Origin of the sequence: Gallibacterium genomosp. 2 (assembly GCF_000771895.1) — a bacterium.
Classification (GTDB): domain Bacteria; phylum Pseudomonadota; class Gammaproteobacteria; order Enterobacterales; family Pasteurellaceae; genus Gallibacterium.
This window is the reverse complement of sequence record NZ_JPXY01000039.1, coordinates 1-18,531: the sequence shown is the minus strand read 5'-3', so window position 1 is coordinate 18,531 and position 18,531 is coordinate 1. Positions and strand designations below refer to the sequence as shown.

Annotated in this window: 16 protein-coding genes; 11 read left to right on the top strand and 5 right to left on the bottom strand. The window is 38.6% G+C overall.

What is annotated here, in order from left to right; translation table 11 throughout:
- Positions 1 to 3: 3 nt before the first annotated feature.
- Genes dsbC through mtnN form a run of 4 tightly spaced genes read left to right on the top strand, consistent with a single transcriptional unit; the run spans position 4 to position 3,830 of the window.
- Positions 4 to 687, top strand: a complete 684-nt coding sequence (dsbC, locus tag P375_RS08420; protein WP_039136059.1) for a bifunctional protein-disulfide isomerase/oxidoreductase DsbC — start codon at positions 4 to 6, stop codon at positions 685 to 687.
- Between the two features lie 51 nt (positions 688 to 738).
- Entirely contained in the window at positions 739 to 2,469 is a 1,731-nt protein-coding gene (recJ, locus tag P375_RS08415) for a single-stranded-DNA-specific exonuclease RecJ (RefSeq protein ID WP_039136056.1), read from the top strand.
- A gap of 3 nt (positions 2,470 to 2,472) precedes the next feature.
- Positions 2,473 to 3,141 carry a thiol:disulfide interchange signal peptide protein gene (locus P375_RS08410; RefSeq protein ID WP_039136054.1) on the top strand — a complete coding sequence of 223 codons (669 nt, stop codon included), beginning with the start codon at positions 2,473 to 2,475 and terminating at the stop codon, positions 3,139 to 3,141.
- The gene (gene mtnN, locus P375_RS08405; RefSeq protein WP_039136052.1) at positions 3,138 to 3,830 is read left to right on the top strand and encodes a 5'-methylthioadenosine/S-adenosylhomocysteine nucleosidase; all 693 of its coding nucleotides are present in this window, start codon (positions 3,138 to 3,140) and stop codon (positions 3,828 to 3,830) included. The genes P375_RS08410 and mtnN overlap by 4 nt, the downstream gene beginning before the upstream one ends.
- A 158-nt stretch (positions 3,831 to 3,988) precedes the next feature.
- Here mtnN and copM read toward each other — a convergent pair whose 3' ends face one another.
- Positions 3,989 to 4,330 (bottom strand): CopM family metallochaperone, encoded by a 342-nt coding sequence (copM, locus tag P375_RS08400; RefSeq protein ID WP_039136050.1) that lies wholly within the window; start codon positions 4,328 to 4,330, stop codon positions 3,989 to 3,991.
- 79 nt (positions 4,331 to 4,409) lie between these two features.
- On the bottom strand, positions 4,410 to 5,099 hold the full coding sequence (locus P375_RS08395; protein WP_039136047.1) for a YggS family pyridoxal phosphate-dependent enzyme: 690 nt from the start codon (positions 5,097 to 5,099) through the stop codon (positions 4,410 to 4,412).
- 306 nt (positions 5,100 to 5,405) lie between these two features.
- Here P375_RS08395 and thrA point away from each other — a divergent pair, with 306 nt between their 5' ends.
- From thrA to thrC, 3 genes are read left to right on the top strand one after another with little or no spacing between them, the layout of a single operon-like run.
- Complete coding sequence (gene thrA, locus P375_RS08390; RefSeq protein ID WP_039136045.1) at positions 5,406 to 7,853, top strand: bifunctional aspartate kinase/homoserine dehydrogenase I; 2,448 nt, start codon at positions 5,406 to 5,408, stop codon at positions 7,851 to 7,853.
- 15 nt (positions 7,854 to 7,868) lie between these two features.
- Complete coding sequence (thrB, locus tag P375_RS08385) at positions 7,869 to 8,813, top strand: homoserine kinase (RefSeq protein WP_039136043.1); 945 nt, start codon at positions 7,869 to 7,871, stop codon at positions 8,811 to 8,813.
- An 18-nt stretch (positions 8,814 to 8,831) separates the two neighbouring features.
- Positions 8,832 to 10,118 carry a threonine synthase gene (gene thrC, locus P375_RS08380; RefSeq protein ID WP_039136041.1) on the top strand — a complete coding sequence of 429 codons (1,287 nt, stop codon included), beginning with the start codon at positions 8,832 to 8,834 and terminating at the stop codon, positions 10,116 to 10,118.
- 45 nt (positions 10,119 to 10,163) lie between these two features.
- Here thrC and P375_RS08375 read toward each other — a convergent pair whose 3' ends face one another.
- Genes P375_RS08375 through galT form a run of 3 tightly spaced genes read right to left on the bottom strand, consistent with a single transcriptional unit; the run spans position 10,164 to position 13,394 of the window.
- Complete coding sequence (locus P375_RS08375; RefSeq protein WP_039136039.1) at positions 10,164 to 11,189, bottom strand: galactose-1-epimerase; 1,026 nt, start codon at positions 11,187 to 11,189, stop codon at positions 10,164 to 10,166.
- On the bottom strand, positions 11,183 to 12,337 hold the full coding sequence (gene galK, locus P375_RS08370) for a galactokinase (RefSeq protein WP_039136037.1): 1,155 nt from the start codon (positions 12,335 to 12,337) through the stop codon (positions 11,183 to 11,185). Before galK ends, P375_RS08375 begins: the two co-directional genes overlap by 7 nt.
- Before the next feature lie 13 nt (positions 12,338 to 12,350).
- Positions 12,351 to 13,394: a galactose-1-phosphate uridylyltransferase gene (gene galT / locus P375_RS08365; RefSeq protein WP_039136035.1), complete on the bottom strand. Its 1,044-nt coding sequence runs from the start codon at positions 13,392 to 13,394 to the stop codon at positions 12,351 to 12,353.
- A gap of 175 nt (positions 13,395 to 13,569) precedes the next feature.
- On the opposite strand from galT, the gene P375_RS08360 reads away from it, so the two are divergent.
- The 4 genes from P375_RS08360 (at position 13,570) to mglC (ending at position 18,382) form a co-directional block, all read left to right on the top strand.
- Positions 13,570 to 14,574 carry a substrate-binding domain-containing protein gene (locus P375_RS08360; RefSeq protein ID WP_039136033.1) on the top strand — a complete coding sequence of 335 codons (1,005 nt, stop codon included), beginning with the start codon at positions 13,570 to 13,572 and terminating at the stop codon, positions 14,572 to 14,574.
- Between the two features lie 205 nt (positions 14,575 to 14,779).
- Entirely contained in the window at positions 14,780 to 15,772 is a 993-nt protein-coding gene (gene mglB / locus P375_RS08355; RefSeq protein ID WP_039136032.1) for a galactose/glucose ABC transporter substrate-binding protein MglB, read from the top strand.
- Between the two features lie 58 nt (positions 15,773 to 15,830).
- On the top strand, positions 15,831 to 17,351 hold the full coding sequence (gene mglA / locus P375_RS08350) for a galactose/methyl galactoside ABC transporter ATP-binding protein MglA (RefSeq protein WP_039136030.1): 1,521 nt from the start codon (positions 15,831 to 15,833) through the stop codon (positions 17,349 to 17,351).
- A gap of 20 nt (positions 17,352 to 17,371) precedes the next feature.
- Entirely contained in the window at positions 17,372 to 18,382 is a 1,011-nt protein-coding gene (gene mglC / locus P375_RS08345) for a galactose/methyl galactoside ABC transporter permease MglC (protein WP_013746683.1), read from the top strand.
- Positions 18,383 to 18,531: the final 149 nt, after the last annotated feature.

The following is an 18,531-nucleotide window of genomic DNA, read 5'->3' as shown; positions in this document are numbered from 1 at the left end:
ATTATGAAAAAACAGCTATTAGCATTATTGGCACTTTCTATGGTGACCACAGTTTTCGCCGATAACGCGAAAATTATTGCGCAATTAAAGAAATTGGGCGTTGAAAAAGTGGAAGTTCAAGATTCGCCATTAAATGGCTTGAAAGCGGCAGTTACCGATCAAGGCATTTTATATGTTTCTGAAGATGGCAAATATGTATTGCAAGGTAATTTATATCAATTAACCGATAGCGGTGCGATTAATCTTTCTAATAAATTATTAGTGGCACAAGTAGAAAATTTAAAAAATGAGATGATTGTTTATCCAGCAAAAAATGAAAAATATGTTGTTACGGTATTTATGGATATTACCTGCCATTATTGCCATATTCTGCACGAACAGCTGAAACAATATAATGATTTGGGCATTACCGTACGTTATTTAGCTTTCCCAAGAGGTGGATTATCTAGCCAAGCTGCTCAGCAAATGGAAAGTATTTGGACGGATAAAGATCCATCATATGCTTTGAATGAAGCTGAAAAAGGTAATTTGCCGACCAAAATGAAAACGCCGAATATCGTCAGCAAACATTACCAATTAGGTTTACAATATGGCGTGCGTGGCACACCGAGTATCATTTTGCCTAGTGGTGAATTGTTGGGAGGTTATGTGCCTCCGCAAGAGTTGTTAAAAATTTTACAAGAGTAATACTTGAAGGCTTAAAAGCAGAATTGTAGTAGATAGAGCAGTAAAAATAGTATGAACGATCAGGCTGTAAAAATTATTCAACGGAGAGAAGTTGCAAACGGAGTTCAAGTGAATGCAGATCCGTTATTGGATCGCATTTATCGCAGTCGAGGCATAGCATCTGAAGCGGAACTAAATTATGCCTTGAAATATATGTTGCCGCCCTCTTTATTGACGCATTTGGAGCAAGCAACTGAATTATTGATTGAATCCTATCATCAACAAAAGCGGATTGTGATTGTCGGTGATTTTGATGCGGATGGTGCAACCAGTATTGCAGTTGCGGTATTCGCTTTACGTCAGTTAGGGTTTCAATCAGTTGATTTTTTAGTGCCGGATCGTTTTGAACAAGGTTATGGCTTGAGTGTTTCTGTGGCGCAAGATGCGCTAGATAAACAGGCGCAGTTAGTGATTACTGTTGATAACGGCGTTTCTTCACTAGAGGGTGTTGATTATTTAAAACAACATCAGGTGCAAGTGATTGTTACCGATCACCATTTGCCGGGTGAAAAATTACCAAATGCCGATGTTATTGTGAATCCTAATTTAGTGCATTGCGGTTTTCCATCCAAATATCTCGCTGGAGTGGGGGTGACTTTCTATTTAATGGTGGCGTTACGCGCTGCCTTTCGCCAACAAGGGCTTTTTGCGGATAAAAAAGAGCCTAACTTTGCGGAATTATTGGATTTTGTCGCATTGGGAACGGTGGCTGATGTGGTGCCGTTGGATCACAATAACCGCATTCTTGTTTCTCAAGGCTTGGCAAGAATACGCACACAACATTGCCATTGTGGAATTCGTGCTTTAATTGAAGTTGCTAATCTTGATATTACACAAATAGTTTCTAGTCATTTAGGTTTTTCTATTGCTCCCCGATTAAATGCTGCCGGTAGAATTGATAATATGTCGATTGGCGTGGAGTTACTTTTATCAGAAACAATGGAACAGGCGCGAGCGTTAGCGCTGGAATTGGATACACTTAATAAAACGCGCAAAGAGATAGAAATTGGGATGAAACAGGAAGCATTGCATTATTTGCGTGAGTTAAAACCGATCTATCAGGAAGATACTTTTGCTATTGCGCTTTATCGTCCGGATTGGCATCAAGGCGTATTAGGCATTTTAGCGGCAAGAATGAAAGATCAATTTCATCGTCCGACAGCGATTTTTACACAGGAAGATGAGGGCATTTTGCGTGGTTCTGCACGTTCAATAGAAGGTTTGCATATTCGTGATCTGCTTGATCATATCCATTGTCAACATCCTGAAATCATTATTAAATTCGGCGGTCACGCAATGGCAGCCGGTTTGAGTATTCACCAGAGATATTTCCCGGAATTTCAACGATTGTTCAACCAGTATGCAAAAGCTTGGTTGAATGAAAAATCATTACAAGGTGTTATTTATACTGATGGTGAATTAGGCGCTCAACAAATGAATGTAACAACGGCGGAAATGTTGCAATTTGCCGGTCCGTGGGGGCAACATTTTCCAGAGCCTCAATTTGATGGAGAATTTCGCATCTTACAGCAACGACTTGTAGGGGAAAAACATCTAAAAATGTTGCTGGAACCGATACAGGGAGGAGGATTGTTTGATGCAATTCAGTTTAATGTCGATACTAGACGGTTCCCTGATTTATCGATTAAAACAGCACGGATGGTCTATCATCTTTCAATCAATGAGTATAGATGTAATAGACAAGTGCAACTATTAGTCAATTATATAGAGATATTGGAATAAATAATGAACAGTATTAAGTTGGCAATGCAAATTTTTTATTTTTTGCTTTTTGCGTTATCGGCGACGGTGAGTTACGCAGAACAGTTGCCGATTTTTAAAGATGGTAAGGACTATTTTTCCTATAAGCAACCGATACAAGAAGAACCGGCAGCAGACAATAAGATCAAAATTAAATTTTTCTTTTCCTATGAGTGTCGTATTTGTTTAATGGCGGCGGATAATTTGAGTTTATATAAACGAATGAATCCGGATAAAGTTGATATTGAATGGATTCCGGCGGCGACACCGGGAGGTTATTTTTCGGCAGCGGTTTATTACTCTCTAGAGAGTATGGGACATCCGGATCTTGCCGATCTATTTATTTTTGATACGGCGGAACAAAAGTTTAATCGAAATAATCGCCATCGAGGGAAATTCTTACAAGAGTGGTTAACACGTAAACAAATTAATCTTGAGACTTTTTTAGAGGTGTTTAATTCGGAATTAGTTGCCGCTAAAGTGAATCAATCTATTAATTCGACATCAAAATATGGGGTATTTACCTTGCCGTTTGTTTCGGTTAATGGGCGTTATGTTTTAACTGGTAGTACACTCTATAATGATGATTACACGATGGCGGTTTTGGATTCATTAACAGCAAAAATTGTACAAGAACAACGAGGAAAAAAATGAAACTAGGTATTGTCGGTGCAATGGCACAAGAGGTCGAAATATTACAAAGTTTAATGAAAAATAAACGGATAAATAGATTAGCGAATTGTACAATTTACGAGGGGGAAATTGGTCGTCATCAGGTGGCATTACTGCAATCAGGAATTGGTAAAACCGCAGCAGCAATGGGAACAACCGCATTGATTTTAACTTGCCAACCGGATTGTATTATTAATACTGGTTCGGCAGGTGGTTTAAATCCACAATTAAATATCGGCGATATTATTATTTCTGATAAAGTGTGCTATCACGATGCTGATGTAACTGCTTTTGGTTATGCTAAGGGGCAGTTGCCAGCGTGTCCGGAAAAATTTACGGCAGATGCGAAATTGATTGAAATTGTGAATACAGTGGTAACCGAGCAGGTGCAAAATGCTGTGATTGGTTTAGTCTGTTCCGGAGATCAATTTATTAATGGTGCCAATATGATTGCTCGAATTCGTCAGGATTTCCCTGAAGTTGCGGCGGTGGAAATGGAAGCAGCAGCGATAGCCCACACTTGTTACGCTTTTAATGTGCCGTTTGTTGTTATTCGCGCCATTTCCGATGTGGCAGATAAAGAATCACATATCTCTTTTGATGAGTTTTTACCGATAGCGGTCAAACAATCATCCAAGATTGTGTTGGCAGTGTTGGAAAAGTTAGCGTAAATCACTGAAAATAAAACAGAACAAAAAAGAATCCGTATCCAAAAAGTTAGTTTTCTAACTGATTAAGATGCGGACTTTTTTAGGCATAGTGGACAAGAGTGTTGGTAATAATTACCAAAATAATTAAGACCAACACTTTTTCTATTATTGGGAGCTTTCTATTTCTCGCCGTGTTTTTCCAACCATTGTTGCATAAATTTAATTTCTGCTTGTTGGGCTTTAATAATATTTTCAGCAAGTTGTCTTAGTTCTGGATCTTTACCATATTTCAATTCGACTTCCGCCATTGCTACTGCACCTTGATGGTGTGGCAACATTCCGGCAGCGAATGCAACGTCTGGATCTTGATGGGCAATGCCTTTCATCATTGAATCGTGCATTGCGCCCATAGATTGCATATAAGCTTCATTTGCTGCTGACATCTGGTGGGAATGGGACATTTCGGCATAGGCATAAGAGGCAAATGCAAAAATAGCAATCGCTGATAGTAGTTTTTTCATTATTACTCCTTTGCTTAAGTTAATAAAAAATCAAAACAGTTGTCAGCATAAGCCTTTCCCTAACTGGAATCAAAATACCTTAAATTGAGTAATTTCGTTTACCAAAAATAGCAGTGCCGATGCGTACCATCGTAGAACCACAAGCAATTGCTGTTCTCATATCGTCTGTCATTCCCATTGATAATGTATCGATTTTTTGTTGAGGGAAGCATTGTTGTAGTTGTTGTAAAAGTGATTTCATTTGATTGAAAATGGTAATTTGTTGGTTAATGTCTTCTGTTGGAGCTGGAATCGCCATAAGTCCGCGTAGTTGTAATTTTGGTAATTTAATAATTTGTTGTGCTAGCTCTTCCATTTGTTGCGGTGCAATACCGGATTTTGAATTTTCATCACTGATATTAATTTGGATCAACACTTGCAACGGTTGGAGGTGATCAGGGCGTTGTTGGCTTAGACGTTCGGCAATTTTTACGCGATCAATTGTTTGTACCCAATCAAAATGTTCTGCCACAATACGCGTTTTATTGGATTGTAATGGACCGATAAGATGCCAGGTAATATCGTTGATATTTTGTTGTTGTGCCAGTTGAATTTTTTCTACACCTTCCTGCACATAATTTTCGCCAAATTGATATTGTCCGGCATAATAAGCTTTGAGGATGTCAGAAAAAGGTTTAGTTTTGCTGACCGCTAAAAGCATTACTTTTTGAGTAGGATGACAATCTTCGATTTGTTGGCGAATATGCACTAAATTTTGTTCAATATTCATTTTTATCTCCTAAATGTCTAAAACGGTTTTTATTATAGAAAAAATTTCAATTATTCTCATAAATTTATTTGACAAGTGGAATGAATTTAGGTACTTATTATCACTATTGAAATTCAAAATGAGCTATAAAGATTTCCATGACAATGACTGTTATTACGATGACCCACATTATGATGACCATTATTATTAGTGGGGCGGGTTAGCACTCAAAAAACAGGATTGTTAAACCCGCATCTTAAAAAATGCGGGTTTTTTTATGGGTAATGGTTTAGATAATTTTCAAAATACAATAAAGAGGACAACATCATGCGAGTATTAAAATTTGGCGGAACATCATTGGCAAATCCGGAACGTTTTTCTCAAGCGGGTGAGCTTATTCTGCAAGCACATTTAAAAGATCAGGCAGCAGCGGTACTTTCTGCCCCAGCGAAGATCACCAACTACTTGGTGGCATTGGTTGATAAGACAAATAAAGGTGAGGATAAACAACAGGATTTCAAAGAAGCAAAGCAAATTTTTGAGAATATTTTGAGTGGTTTGAAGCAAAAAAATGCAAAATTTGATGATGATAAATTAAGAAAAGTTGTCCAAAAGGAATTTGACCAAATAGAATCTGCCCTCTCCCAATTTTCTCCTCAATCTCAATGCCCAGATAATATTAATGCTTCAATCATTTCTCGTGGTGAAAAACTGTCAATTGCGATGATGGCAGCTTGGTTTGAAGCGCAAGGTTACCAAGTATATGTGATTGATCCAGTAAAACAATTATTAGCACAAGGGGAATATTTAGAGTCTTCTGTTGATATTGAGGAATCCACTAAACGAATTAATGCACCGTCAATTCCAAAACAGAGTGTGGTGCTAATGGCAGGATTTACCGCCGGTAATGATAAAGGCGAATTAATGGTGTTAGGTCGCAACGGTTCGGATTATTCCGCAGCGGTTTTAGCCGCTTGTCTACATGCAGATTGTTGTGAAATCTGGACTGATGTGGATGGTGTTTACACTTGTGATCCTCGTTTAGTACCGGATGCAAAATTATTAGAAACAATGTCTTATCAGGAAGCGATGGAGCTTTCCTATTTCGGTGCGAAAGTTATTCACCCACGGACTATTGCACCGATTGCACAATTTAATATTCCTTGTTTGATTAAAAATACCGGTAATCCAAGTGCGGCAGGCACATTGATTGATGGCAATGTACATTCTGAAACCTTGCAGGTGAAAGGTATTACCAACTTGAATGACGTGGTAATGTTTAATGTTTCCGGACCGGGAATGCAAGGAATGGTTGGTATGGCAGCACGTGTTTTTGACACAATGTCAAGAGCTGGCATTTCTGTTATTTTAATTACCCAGTCTTCATCAGAATATAGTATTAGTTTTTGTGTACCACAAAAATCTGCTACTAAAGCGAAGAGTGCCTTAAAACGTGCTTTTGCTAATGAATTGTCTTCTGGTGCTTTAGATGAAATTGAAATTTTGGATAATTTGGCAATTATCTCTGTTGTTGGGGACGGAATGCGTAAAAGTCGTGGTATAGCTGCAAAATTCTTTACTGCATTAGCACAGGCGAATGTCAACATCGTTGCGATTGCTCAAGGGTCGTCTGAACGTTCTATTTCAACTGTAGTGCCACAATCAAAAGCAATAGAAGGAGTAAAAGCAACACATCGTGCGTTGTTTAATAGTCAACAATCATTGCGTATTTTTTTGGTCGGAACAGGTGGGGTTGGCGGTGAGTTATTGGATCAAATCGCTCATCAACAACAGTTTTTAGCTGAAAAAAATATTGCTATTCGTGTTTGCGGAATAGCCAATTCAAAGCGTCTTTTATTGAATGTTGATGGTTTGGATTTAACTGATTGGCGTGAAAAATTAGAAAATTCCAATGAACATTTCTCTTTACATCGTTTTATTGATGCGGTGGAAGATCAACACGTTCTGAATCCGATTTTTGTAGACTGTACTTCCAATCAAGAGATTGCAGATAGTTATTTAACTTTCTTAAATGCTGGTTTCCACGTGGTTACGCCTAACAAAAAAGCGAATACCTCAAGTTTGGCGTATTATCACAAATTGCGTGATGCAGCCTTGGTTAATCAGCGTCTTTTCCTTTATGACACTAATGTCGGTGCCGGTTTGCCGGTGATTGAAAATTTGCAAAACTTATTAGCGGCAGGTGATGAAGTTGAACTGTTTGATGGTATTTTATCCGGTTCGCTTTCCTTTATTTTCGGTGAATTGGAGCAAGGAAAATCATTATCTGAAGTAACACGTTTAGCGAAAGAAAAAGGGTTTACCGAGCCCGATCCCCGAGATGATCTTTCCGGTCAGGATGTGGCGCGTAAATTATTGATTTTAGCGCGTGAAACCGGTTTGGAATTGGAGCTCAAAGATATTGAAGTGGAAGGGGTGTTGCCGAAAGGCTTTGCTGAAGGTAAATCCACCGCTGAATTTATGGCAATGTTGCCTGAATTGGATGAAGAGTTTGCAAAACGCGTGCAGGCAGCACAGGCAGCAGGCAAAGTGTTGCGTTATGTCGGGGAAATCAATCACGGCAAGTGCAAAGTGGCAATCAAAGCGGTAGATGCGGAAGATCCGCTCTATAAAGTGAAAAATGGCGAAAATGCATTAGCATTTTATACTCGTTATTATTCACCAATTCCTTTATTATTACGGGGTTATGGTGCAGGAAATAATGTGACTGCTGCCGGAATTTTTGCAGATATTTTGCGGACTTTACGCCGTTAATAAAGAGGATTGATTATGTTACGAATTTATGCGCCGGCTTCAAGTGCCAATATCAGTGTCGGATTTGATACTTTAGGGGCGGCAATTTCACCGATTGATGGTTCATTGTTGGGTGATATTATTCAAATTGAGGAGTGTGCCAATCAATTTGAATTTGAAAGTGTCGGTTATTTTGTGCGTAAATTGCCGAAAGAGCCACAAAAAAATATTGTCTATCAGGCTTATGTGCTGTTTAGTGAGCGTTTGAAATTGCGTAATCAGCCATTAAAACCGTTGCGTTTAACCTTAGAAAAGAATATGCCGATAGGTTCAGGATTAGGTTCAAGTGCCTGTTCAATTGTGGCGGCATTGGTCGCGTTAAATCAATTCCATCAAGAACCGTTTTCTGATATGGAATTGTTGGAGATGATGGGGGAATTGGAGGGCAGAATTTCCGGTTCAATCCATTACGATAATGTTGGTCCTTGTTTTATGGGGGGCGTGCAGTTTATGGTGCAGTCGCTAGGGTCAATTTGTCAGCGTTTACCCTTTTTCGATCATTGGTATTGGGTCTTGGCTTATCCGGGAATTGAAGTTTCCACCGCAGAAGCGAGAGCTATTTTGCCGAAAAGTTATACTCGTCAAGATGTGATTGCTCACGGCAGACATTTAGGGGGATTCGTACACGCTTGTCATACTCATCAAGAAAATTTAGCCGCCATTATGATGAAAGATGTCATTGCAGAGCCTTATCGCCAGCAATTATTACCAAATTTTGCAGAAGTGAAACAGGCAACACAGGATCTTGGGGCGTTGGCAACAGGTATTTCAGGTTCAGGGCCAACAATGTTCGCTATTGCACCGGATTTAACCACCGCAAATAAAGTGGCGGATTATTTAGAAAAACACTATTTACAAAATAATGAAGGTTTTGTGCATATTTGTCAGGTCGACAACCAAGGTGCAAGACAACTTAGTTAAGGAATAAAAGGAAAAAGAATGAATTTATACAACATCAAACATCCGGAAGAGAAAGTCAATTTTTCACAGGCAGTGCGTCAAGGATTAGGAAAAGATCAAGGTTTATTTTTCCCAGAAACATTGCCGCATTTTGAGAATGTTGATGAATTATTAGCTCTGCCTTTGGTAGAGCGTAGTCAACGAATTTTATCTGCTATAATTGGTGATGAAATTAGTGCTGAACAGTTAGCAAATATGGTAGCAAAAGCGTTTACCTTTTCGGCACCTTTAGTCAAAGTTGAAGATCATATTTATGCATTGGAGTTGTTTCACGGTCCGACATTGGCTTTTAAGGATTTCGGTGGACGCTTTATGGCTCAAGCATTAGCAACTGTTCGTAAAGATGGCAAAATTACTATTTTAACAGCAACTTCAGGCGATACCGGTGCGGCGGTGGCACACGCATTTTATGGATTGGAAAATATTGATGTAGTAATTCTCTATCCGAAAGGTAAAATCAGTGTGTTGCAAGAAAAATTATTCTGCACCTTGGGGGGCAATATTCGTACTATCGCCATTGAAGGTGATTTTGATGCTTGTCAAGCTCTAGTCAAACAGGCCTTTGATGACCAGGAATTGCGTGAGGCAATTGGTCTAAATTCAGCGAATTCAATTAATATTAGTCGTTTATTGGCACAAATTTGTTACTATTTTGAAGCGTTCGCACAATTACCGAAAGCGCAACGTCAAAATGTGGTAGTCTCTGTGCCAAGCGGTAATTTTGGTAATTTAACTGCGGGATTAATCGCAAAAGCTATAGGTTTACCGATTAAGCGTTTTATCGCTGCAACCAATGCTAACGATACCGTACCACGTTATTTGCGTTCTCATCAATGGCAACCGAATGCTACAGTGTCGACCTTATCCAATGCAATGGATGTTAGCCGCCCAAATAACTGGCCGCGCGTTGAGGAGTTATTCCGTCGTAAAAATTGGTCATTGAATGACTTGCATTCTGATAGTGTAACTGACAATGAAACTAAGCAAACATTGAAGGATATGTTTGCTAACGGATACCTCTGTGAACCACACGGTGCTATTGCTTATCGAGTGCTTAAACAGGATTTACAACCGGAAGAAACCGGTATTTTCCTTTGTACGGCACATCCAGCAAAATTTAAAGAAAGTGTTGAACGAATTTTAGAGACTGAAGTGGCATTACCGGAAGCATTGGCTAAACATAACGCCTTACCATTATTATCAATTACAATGCCAGCGGATTTTGATAAATTGAAAGTGTTTTTGTTAAAAGAAATTACTAATTAATAATAAAATAAAGGTGACAAATTTAAATGTCACCTTTTTTATATTCTAAATAAATTGATAAACAATTTGTTGATAATAAGGTTGAAGCGCTTTTTGGATTCCTCCATACTGATACCATTCCGGATGATTTGGAGTGTCTGGTAATGCTTCAGGCTCTAACGCAATGGCTTGATAATTTTGATATTTTCCAGTGTGGCTTGGGGTGCCAGCAAGGAAATTGCTACTATAAAACTGAATTGCATTATGAGTAGTGGAAAGTAGTAATGTCAAATCACCAGATGATGAGGTTAATTTGGCTGCAGGTTTTAGTTGACCATTTTTACCTTGCAACAGAAAAGCGTGATCGTAGCCACCAACAGCTTTCTGATCTGCATCTTTTAAAAAGTCGGTAGCGATGACTTTTGCTTTTCTAAAATCGAAATGTGTTGCTTCAACTAAGGTCAATGGGCGGTTCGGAATGCCTTCTGTGCTGACTGGCAAATAGTAATCGGCAAACAGTTGTAACCGGTGTTGACGGGCATCAGTAATGCCTTCATCAAGATTAAAATAACTATGATTTGTTAAATTTAATGCGGTGTCTTGATCACATTTTGCTAAGAAATCAATGAATAATGCATTATCATCAGTTAAGCGATATTTTAGAGTAATCTGTAAATTACCGCTAAAGCCTTGATCGCCATCCGCAGAAAACAGAGATAAAATTGCTGTTTGTGTGGAGATGAGTTCAATTTTCCAACGGCGTTTGTCAAAGCCTACACCGCCATGAAGCGTGTGCTTATTATCTTGATTTTTCACTATTTTTTGTGTTTTTGCTGCCAAGCGGAATTGACCTTGATTGATACGATTAGCGAAACGTCCGATAGTAGCCCCTAAAAACGCTTGGTTTTCTGCTAACTTCGAGAGAGGGCAGCTACAAACTGTTTCACGAAGTTTGCCTTTTACTGGCACTAAAATGGATAAAATGGTCGCGCCCCAATCGGTTAATTGCACTTGCATTCCGTTTTTGTTTGTGAGTGTCACCAATTGATAGGGCAAGTTATCTGCGGCGATAATTTTTGTTGCAGTTAGCATAAATGAACCCCTTGTGAAGCGGTACAAACATAGAAATCTTCTTTTAAGCCTGTCTGTTTTTGATAGTTTTCGGCGATTATCTTACGCACAGACTCCACTTTTTCAAATGGTGCAATGGCGACAATACAACCTCCAAAACCGCCACCTGTCATTCTTGCACCGCCGCTATTGCCTATAGCTAGTTGAGCTAATTCCACCAAATAATCAATTTCCGGTACGGTGATTTCAAAATCATCACGCATAGATTCGTGTGATTGAGCCATTAATTCACCTAAATATTTGATATTGTTCTGTTTTAGAGCTTCAACTGCTTCCAATACTCTAGCATTTTCGGTAACAATATGTTTAGCTCGTTTATAAGCTAACGGGTCACGTTGTTCCAACTCTTTTCCGTAAGCATTAAAATGTGCCATACTCACATCTCTTAATGCCTTTACACCAAAAAACTTAGCTGCGGTTTCACATTGCTGACGGCGTGTATTATATTCACCATCAACCAGATCGTGTTTGACGTGAGAATTTATAATCATAATGGCTAAGTTATCCGGAATCGGTGTTGGAATTGTCTCTAAACTACGACAATCAATCATCATTGCGTTGTGTTGTTGTCCTAAGGCAGAAATAAGCTGATCCATATTACCGCATTGACAACCGACAAAAAGATTTTCTGCTTTTTGACCAATTAAGGCGAGCTGTGTATTAGTTAGTGGTAGATTTCCTAGTTGTTGGCAGAATTTGCCGGTTGCCACTTCCAATGCGGCGGATGAGCTTAACCCTGATGAAAGCGGAACATTACCGCTAATTACAATATCTGCTCCTTGTGTAAAATTAGGGCAGGCTTGCTGAATAAAATAGACAACGCCTCGAACATAATTACACCATTTCCGTTCACTCGGTTTAATTTCTTGCAACAATGAAAATTGATCCTGTTCATCTAAATCAGCGGCATAAACATTAAAATGATGATCATCTCGTGGTTTCCCACAAATTGAAGTGCCGTAATTAATGGCACAAGGCATAACGAAACCATCATTGTAGTCAGTATGTTCACCGATTAAATTTACTCTACCGGGTGCATAAACTTGCAATGTCGGTTGAGTGGTAAAACGTTCAATAAATACTTTTTTCGCAATTTCAATAGGTTGCATAAATTCCTCTCAATCAAATTTGGCTGTAATGGGTGGTGGATAATGCGGCTAGTCGAGCGGCTGCCTGTTCTGCGGTTAAATCACGTTGTGATTCAGCTAGCATTTCGTAACCAACCATAAATTTACGCACTGTTGCTGAACGCAACAGTGGTGGGTAAAAATGGGCGTGTAATTGCCAATGTTGCTGATCTTGATTAGTGAATGGCGCACCGTGAAAGCCCATTGAATAAGGGAAAGAGGTCATAAAAAGATTGTCATATTTTGTTGTTAATTGTTTTAAAGCAGTGGACAAATCACGGCTTTGTGAGTCGTTTAATTCCGTCATTCGAGCTACGTGAGCTTTAGGCAAGAGTAGTGTTTCAAATGGCCAAACTGCCCAAAACGGCACAACGGCAAGCCAATGTTCAGTTTCTACCACAATACGTTCTTTCCGTTCTAATTCCTGTTTTGCGTAATCGACTAATAACACAGAATGATGCTGCTGAAAATATTGACGTTGCATCTGATCTTCACGTGCGATTTCATTCGGTAAAAAACTGTTTGCCCAAATTTGGCCGTGTGGGTGAGGATTGGAACAACCCATTGCTGCCCCTTTGTTTTCAAAAATCTGTACCCACGGATAGGTTTCCCCTAATTCTTTAAGTTGTTGTTGCCACACTTGAATAACCTGAAAAATTTCTTGTTCAGTCAACAGCGGTAAGGTTTTGCTGTGATCTGGAGAGAAACAAACTACACGACTTTCACCGGTTGCTTGGCTAAATTGAAATAATGGATTAGTACTTATTGGTGGTGCTGGTGTTTCATTCAATAGTGCTGAAAAATCATTTTTGAAGACAAAAGGTTGGGTATATTGTGGATTTTGTTCACCCGTGATGCGTCTGTTTCCCGGACAAAGATAACAGCTTGGATCGTAACTTGGTTTTTGTTCATCTGTTGCTTTTTCCTGTTGACCTTGCCAAGGGCGTTTTGCTCGATGTGGTGAAACCAGCACATATTCGCCTTTTAATGGATTATAACGGCGATGTGGATGTTCTGTAGGATCAAAAATTTCGCTCATAAAGTATTCCTTGCTATCAAATGTAAACGGTTACAATTTAATGCGTAAGATACCAATTATTTTCGCAATAAACTGTTATCCAGATCACAAAAAGAACATATTTTTAGTACGATGTATCTATTTAGCGTTATTATTTACGAAAATAATGTAACAAAGATTGGTATAGGATAAAAATATGGTAACAATTCGCGATGTAGCTAAAGTAGCTGGGGTCTCAGTTGCAACGGTTTCTCGTGTACTCAATGATCATCCAAGTATTAGCGAAAAAGCAAAAAATAAAGTATTACAAGCAGTTGCAGAATTAAACTATCAACCGAATGCAAATGCTCAGGCCTTAGCATCACACGCTGTAGATACTATTGGTGTTGTTGTAACAGATGTAACAGATCCGTTTTTTGCTATTTTAGTGAAATCTATAGATCAAGTGGCGGAAAGTTATCAGAAAAATATTTTGATTGGTATGGGATACCACAATGCGGATAAAGAGCGCAAAGCGATTGATAACCTGCTACGAAAACGTTGCACCTGCTTGGTAATACACGCAAAAGCCTTATCAGATGAGGAGTTGTCTTCATATTTAACGGCGATTAAAGGAATGGTAATTATTAATCGTATTGTTCCTGGATTCGAGAACCGCTGTATAGGTTTAGACAATGTCAAAGGAACAGAAATCGCTACTGAAACATTAATTCGGAGTGGACATCGTTGTATTGGTTACATCGGTTCTAATCATCCGATACACGATGAAACTGATAGACTACAAGGTTATTTAAATACATTGCAAAAATATAAAATTCCTATCCGAGAATTAGCAATTACAAAAAGCTCACCGAATTTTGAAGGAGGAGAGGAGGCAATGATTAATTTATTAAGTTATAACAGTGACTTAACTGCAGTTGTTGCCTATAACGATTCAATGGCAGCAGGTGCAATGTCGGTATTGAGTGAAAACGGTATTATTGTGCCTAAAGATTTTTCTTTAATTGGTTTTGATGATATGCCGATAGCTAATCATTTAATTCCTAAATTAACCACCATACGTTATCCTATTGATTTAATGGCAAATTATGCTGGTAAGTTAGCATTAAGTTTAGCTAATAATGATATTGAACTGCCGGAACCGATACAATTTAATCCAACTTTGGTAAGGCGTTTTTCTGTTGAAAGATGTATAAAATAAAAAAATTGTAATTAAGTTACATTTTTGTGAAACCGATCACATCAAATATTAAAAAAAATCTGTATGCTATTTGAAGTTATATTTCTGCAATAGCGGTATGGAAAGATAACCGACAGTTGATAACGATAGTTTTGACTGTATAAATAAAGAGTGAGCTGCTCTTAAGATTATGAATTTCCAGTAAATTTAATAGGAGATGTGTATTATGAAGAAAATTGTACTTAGTGCGATTGCATTATCATTAGGCTTAGGATTAAGCACTATGGCGCAGGCAAAAGATGTTCGTATCGGTGTAACCATTTACAAATATGACGATAATTTTATGTCTTTGATGCGTAAAGAAATCAATAAAGATGCTGAAAAAGTGGAAGGCATTAAATTATTGATGAATGACTCACAGAATGCACAATCTATTCAAAACGATCAAATTGATGTTTTACTTTCTAAAGGCGTAAAAGCATTGGCGATTAATTTGGTTGATCCGTCTGCTGCTCCAACAGTGATTAATAAAGCGAAAGGTTTGAATGTGCCGATTGTTTTCTTCAATAAAGATCCTGGTCAAAAAGCAATTGACAGTTATGATGCGGCCTACTATGTAGGAACTGATCCAAAAGAATCAGGTATTATCCAAGGTGATTTGATTGCAAAACAGTGGAATGCACATCCAGAATGGGACTTAAATAAAGATGGTAAAATCCAATTCGCTTTATTAAAAGGTGAACCGGGACATCCTGATGCGGAGGCTCGTACAAAATATGTGGTTGAAGAATTAAATGCAAAAGGTATTCCAACCGAACAACTCTTCTTGGATACCGGTATGTGGGATGCCGCAATGGCGAAAGATAAAACTGATGCTTGGTTGTCCAGTTCAAAAGCTAACGATATTGAAGTGATCATCTCCAATAATGATGGTATGGCGATGGGAGCATTAGAAGCAACAAAAGCACATGGTAAAAAATTACCGATTTATGGTGTGGATGCATTACCTGAAGTGCTTCAACTTATCAAAAAAGGCGAAATTGCTGGTACTGTCTTGAATGATGGTGTTGGTCAAGCTCAAGCAGTTGTTGATTTGTCCAGCAACTTAGCTAAAGGCAAAGAAGCGACAGAGGGAACACAATGGAAATTAGAAAAACGCGTTGTTCGTATTCCTTATGTAGGTGTCGATCAAGAAAATTTAAGTGATTTCTTAAAATAATATCTGATTACCAGATCGTGGGGGAGCAATCCCCCTCTTTCCTGCTTTGGGGTTGAATATGGTAGTACAAGCCGAAACAAATAGCAGTCAAGTGCTGCTAGAAATGAAAAATGTCAGCAAATCATTTCCCGGTGTGAAAGCACTTGACCACGCCAATTTAACAGTTCACGCACATTCCGTTCACGCATTAATGGGCGAGAATGGTGCGGGAAAATCCACATTATTAAAATGTTTATTTGGAATTTATGCAAAAGACGAAGGTGAAATTCTCTATTTAGGAAAAGAGGTTAATTTCCGTACTTCAAAAGAAGCTCTTGAAAATGGGATTTCGATGGTACATCAAGAATTAAATCTTGTTCGTCAAAGAAGTGTAATGGATAACCTCTGGTTGGGGCGTTATCCGTTAAATGGTTTCTTAGTGGATCACGGAAAAATGTATCGTGATACAAAAGCGATCTTTGATGAATTGGATATTGATATTGATCCGAAAGAGAAAGTTGCTAACTTATCTGTTTCACAGATGCAAATGATTGAAATTGCAAAAGCTTTCTCTTATAACGCTAAAATTGTCATTATGGATGAGCCAACTTCCTCATTGTCGGAAAAAGAGGTAGAACATCTATTTAAAATTATTGCCAAGCTAAAAGATCGCGGTTGTGGCATTATCTATATTTCTCACAAAATGGATGAAATTTTTAAGATTTGTGATGAAGTGACCATTTTACGTGATGGAAAATGGGTCAATACCGTCAAAATTAAAGATACTAATATGGATCAATTAGTAACGATGATGGTTGGTCGCGAATTAACCCAGCGTTTCCCTGAAAAACGCAATGTGCCGAAAGAAACCATTCTTACTGTTGAACACCTAACGGCAAAAAATCAACCGTCTATCCAAGATATCAGTTTTGAACTTCGTAAAGGTGAAATTTTAGGTATTGCCGGTTTGGTGGGCGCAAAACGAACTGATATTGTTGAAACTATTTTTGGTATTCGTGAAAGAGCGCGCGGAACGATCAAACTGCACGGCAAAGAGATGCGCAATAAAAGTGCATTGGAGGCGATTAATAACGGTTTTGCCTTAATCACAGAAGAACGCCGTTCAACAGGGATTTATGCTAATTTAAGTATCGAATTTAACTCATTGATTTCTAATATGAAATCGTATCTAGGTAAATTAGGTCTTCTCAGCACCGCAAAGATGAAAAGCGATACACAATGGGTAATTGATTCGATGAATGTGAAAACACCATCACATCGTACCAATATCGGTTCATTATCAGGCGGTAATCAACAAAAAGTGATTATCGGGCGCTGGTTATTAACACAACCGGAAATTCTAATGATGGATGAACCGACACGCGGTATTGATGTCGGTGCGAAATTTGAAATTTACCAATTAATGATGCAATTAGCAGAGAAAGATAAAGGTATCATTATGATCTCTTCCGAAATGCCGGAGTTGCTCGGAGTAACGGATAGAATTTTAGTGATGAGTAATGGTCGGGTAGCAGGGATTGTCGAAACGGCAAAAACCTCGCAAGAACAGATTTTGCAACTTGCAGCAAAATATTTATAAGTTGATAAAAGGATTGAATTATGGCTGGTATTCAACAAAAAAAATCACTTGATTTTATGAAACAAAATGCGATTTATTTTGTTCTTTTAATCTTGTTAGGGGTGATCGTTTCACAAGATGATACCTTTTTAAGTTTACTGAACTTCAGTAATATTTTGACACAATCATCCGTGCGTTTAATTATTGCATTGGGGATGGCAGGTATTTTGATTACACAAGGTACGGATTTATCCGCCGGTCGTCAGGTTGGATTGGCAGCGGTGGTTTCCGCAACAATGTTACAAGCGTTGGATAATACTAATCGTGTGTTCCCTGATCTTGCCGAAATGCCAATTCCTGTTGTGATTTTAATTGTTTGTGCTATCGGTGCAGTTATCGGAATGATTAACGGCTTAATCGTCGCCTATCTGAATGTAACACCGTTTATTGCGACTTTAGGAACGATGATTATCGTCTATGGTGCAAACTCACTTTACTATGATGCGGTTGGCTCTTCTCCGATCGCCGGTTTCAGCAAATCTTTCTCTGAATTTACCCAAGGTTTCTTCCAACTTGGCGATTTCAGACTCTCCTACATCACCATTTATGCTGCAATCGCTGCATTTTTTGTCTGGGTCGTGTGGAATAAAACACGCTTTGGTAAAAATATGTTTGCGATCGGCGGTAATCCGGAAGCGGCGCGCGTGTCCGGTGTAAACGTTGCGCGTAACTTAATTTTCGTTTATGTACTTGCCGGTGCATTTTACGGTTTTGCCGGAATGTTGGAAGGTGGTCGTATCGGTAGTGCGACTAATAACCTCGGCTTTATGTATGAATTGGATGCTATCGCCGCTTGCGTGGTTGGTGGTGTATCTTTTGCCGGCGGGGTTGGTACAGTTATCGGCGTAATCACCGGTGTAATCATCTTCACTGTTATCAACTATGGTTTAACCTACATCGGCGTAAACCCATATTGGCAATATATTATCAAAGGTACCATCATTATCCTTGCGGTAGCAATAGATTCTTTGAAATATGCGAAGAAGAAATAGTCTTTCTTCCACAAGTTATAATAAAGCCGCATCGACTAGATGCGGTTTTTTGTCTTGAATATATAACCTAACTACAACATATAAGAAAAAAATATTCAAAGCATAAAAAGCCCCATATTCATATATTATGGGGCAAGTGATCTGACCCC

Coding starts and splice junctions, on each gene's coding strand:
- dsbC (WP_039136059.1), top strand. CDS start 4: ATGAAAAAACAGCTATTAGCATTATTGGCACTTTCTATGGTGACCACA.
- recJ (WP_039136056.1), top strand. CDS start 739: ATGAACGATCAGGCTGTAAAAATTATTCAACGGAGAGAAGTTGCAAAC.
- P375_RS08410 (WP_039136054.1), top strand. CDS start 2,473: ATGAACAGTATTAAGTTGGCAATGCAAATTTTTTATTTTTTGCTTTTT.
- mtnN (WP_039136052.1), top strand. CDS start 3,138: ATGAAACTAGGTATTGTCGGTGCAATGGCACAAGAGGTCGAAATATTA.
- copM (WP_039136050.1), bottom strand. CDS start 4,330: ATGAAAAAACTACTATCAGCGATTGCTATTTTTGCATTTGCCTCTTAT.
- P375_RS08395 (WP_039136047.1), bottom strand. CDS start 5,099: ATGAATATTGAACAAAATTTAGTGCATATTCGCCAACAAATCGAAGAT.
- thrA (WP_039136045.1), top strand. CDS start 5,406: ATGCGAGTATTAAAATTTGGCGGAACATCATTGGCAAATCCGGAACGT.
- thrB (WP_039136043.1), top strand. CDS start 7,869: ATGTTACGAATTTATGCGCCGGCTTCAAGTGCCAATATCAGTGTCGGA.
- thrC (WP_039136041.1), top strand. CDS start 8,832: ATGAATTTATACAACATCAAACATCCGGAAGAGAAAGTCAATTTTTCA.
- P375_RS08375 (WP_039136039.1), bottom strand. CDS start 11,189: ATGCTAACTGCAACAAAAATTATCGCCGCAGATAACTTGCCCTATCAA.
- galK (WP_039136037.1), bottom strand. CDS start 12,337: ATGCAACCTATTGAAATTGCGAAAAAAGTATTTATTGAACGTTTTACC.
- galT (WP_039136035.1), bottom strand. CDS start 13,394: ATGAGCGAAATTTTTGATCCTACAGAACATCCACATCGCCGTTATAAT.
- P375_RS08360 (WP_039136033.1), top strand. CDS start 13,570: ATGGTAACAATTCGCGATGTAGCTAAAGTAGCTGGGGTCTCAGTTGCA.
- mglB (WP_039136032.1), top strand. CDS start 14,780: ATGAAGAAAATTGTACTTAGTGCGATTGCATTATCATTAGGCTTAGGA.
- mglA (WP_039136030.1), top strand. CDS start 15,831: ATGGTAGTACAAGCCGAAACAAATAGCAGTCAAGTGCTGCTAGAAATG.
- mglC (WP_013746683.1), top strand. CDS start 17,372: ATGGCTGGTATTCAACAAAAAAAATCACTTGATTTTATGAAACAAAAT.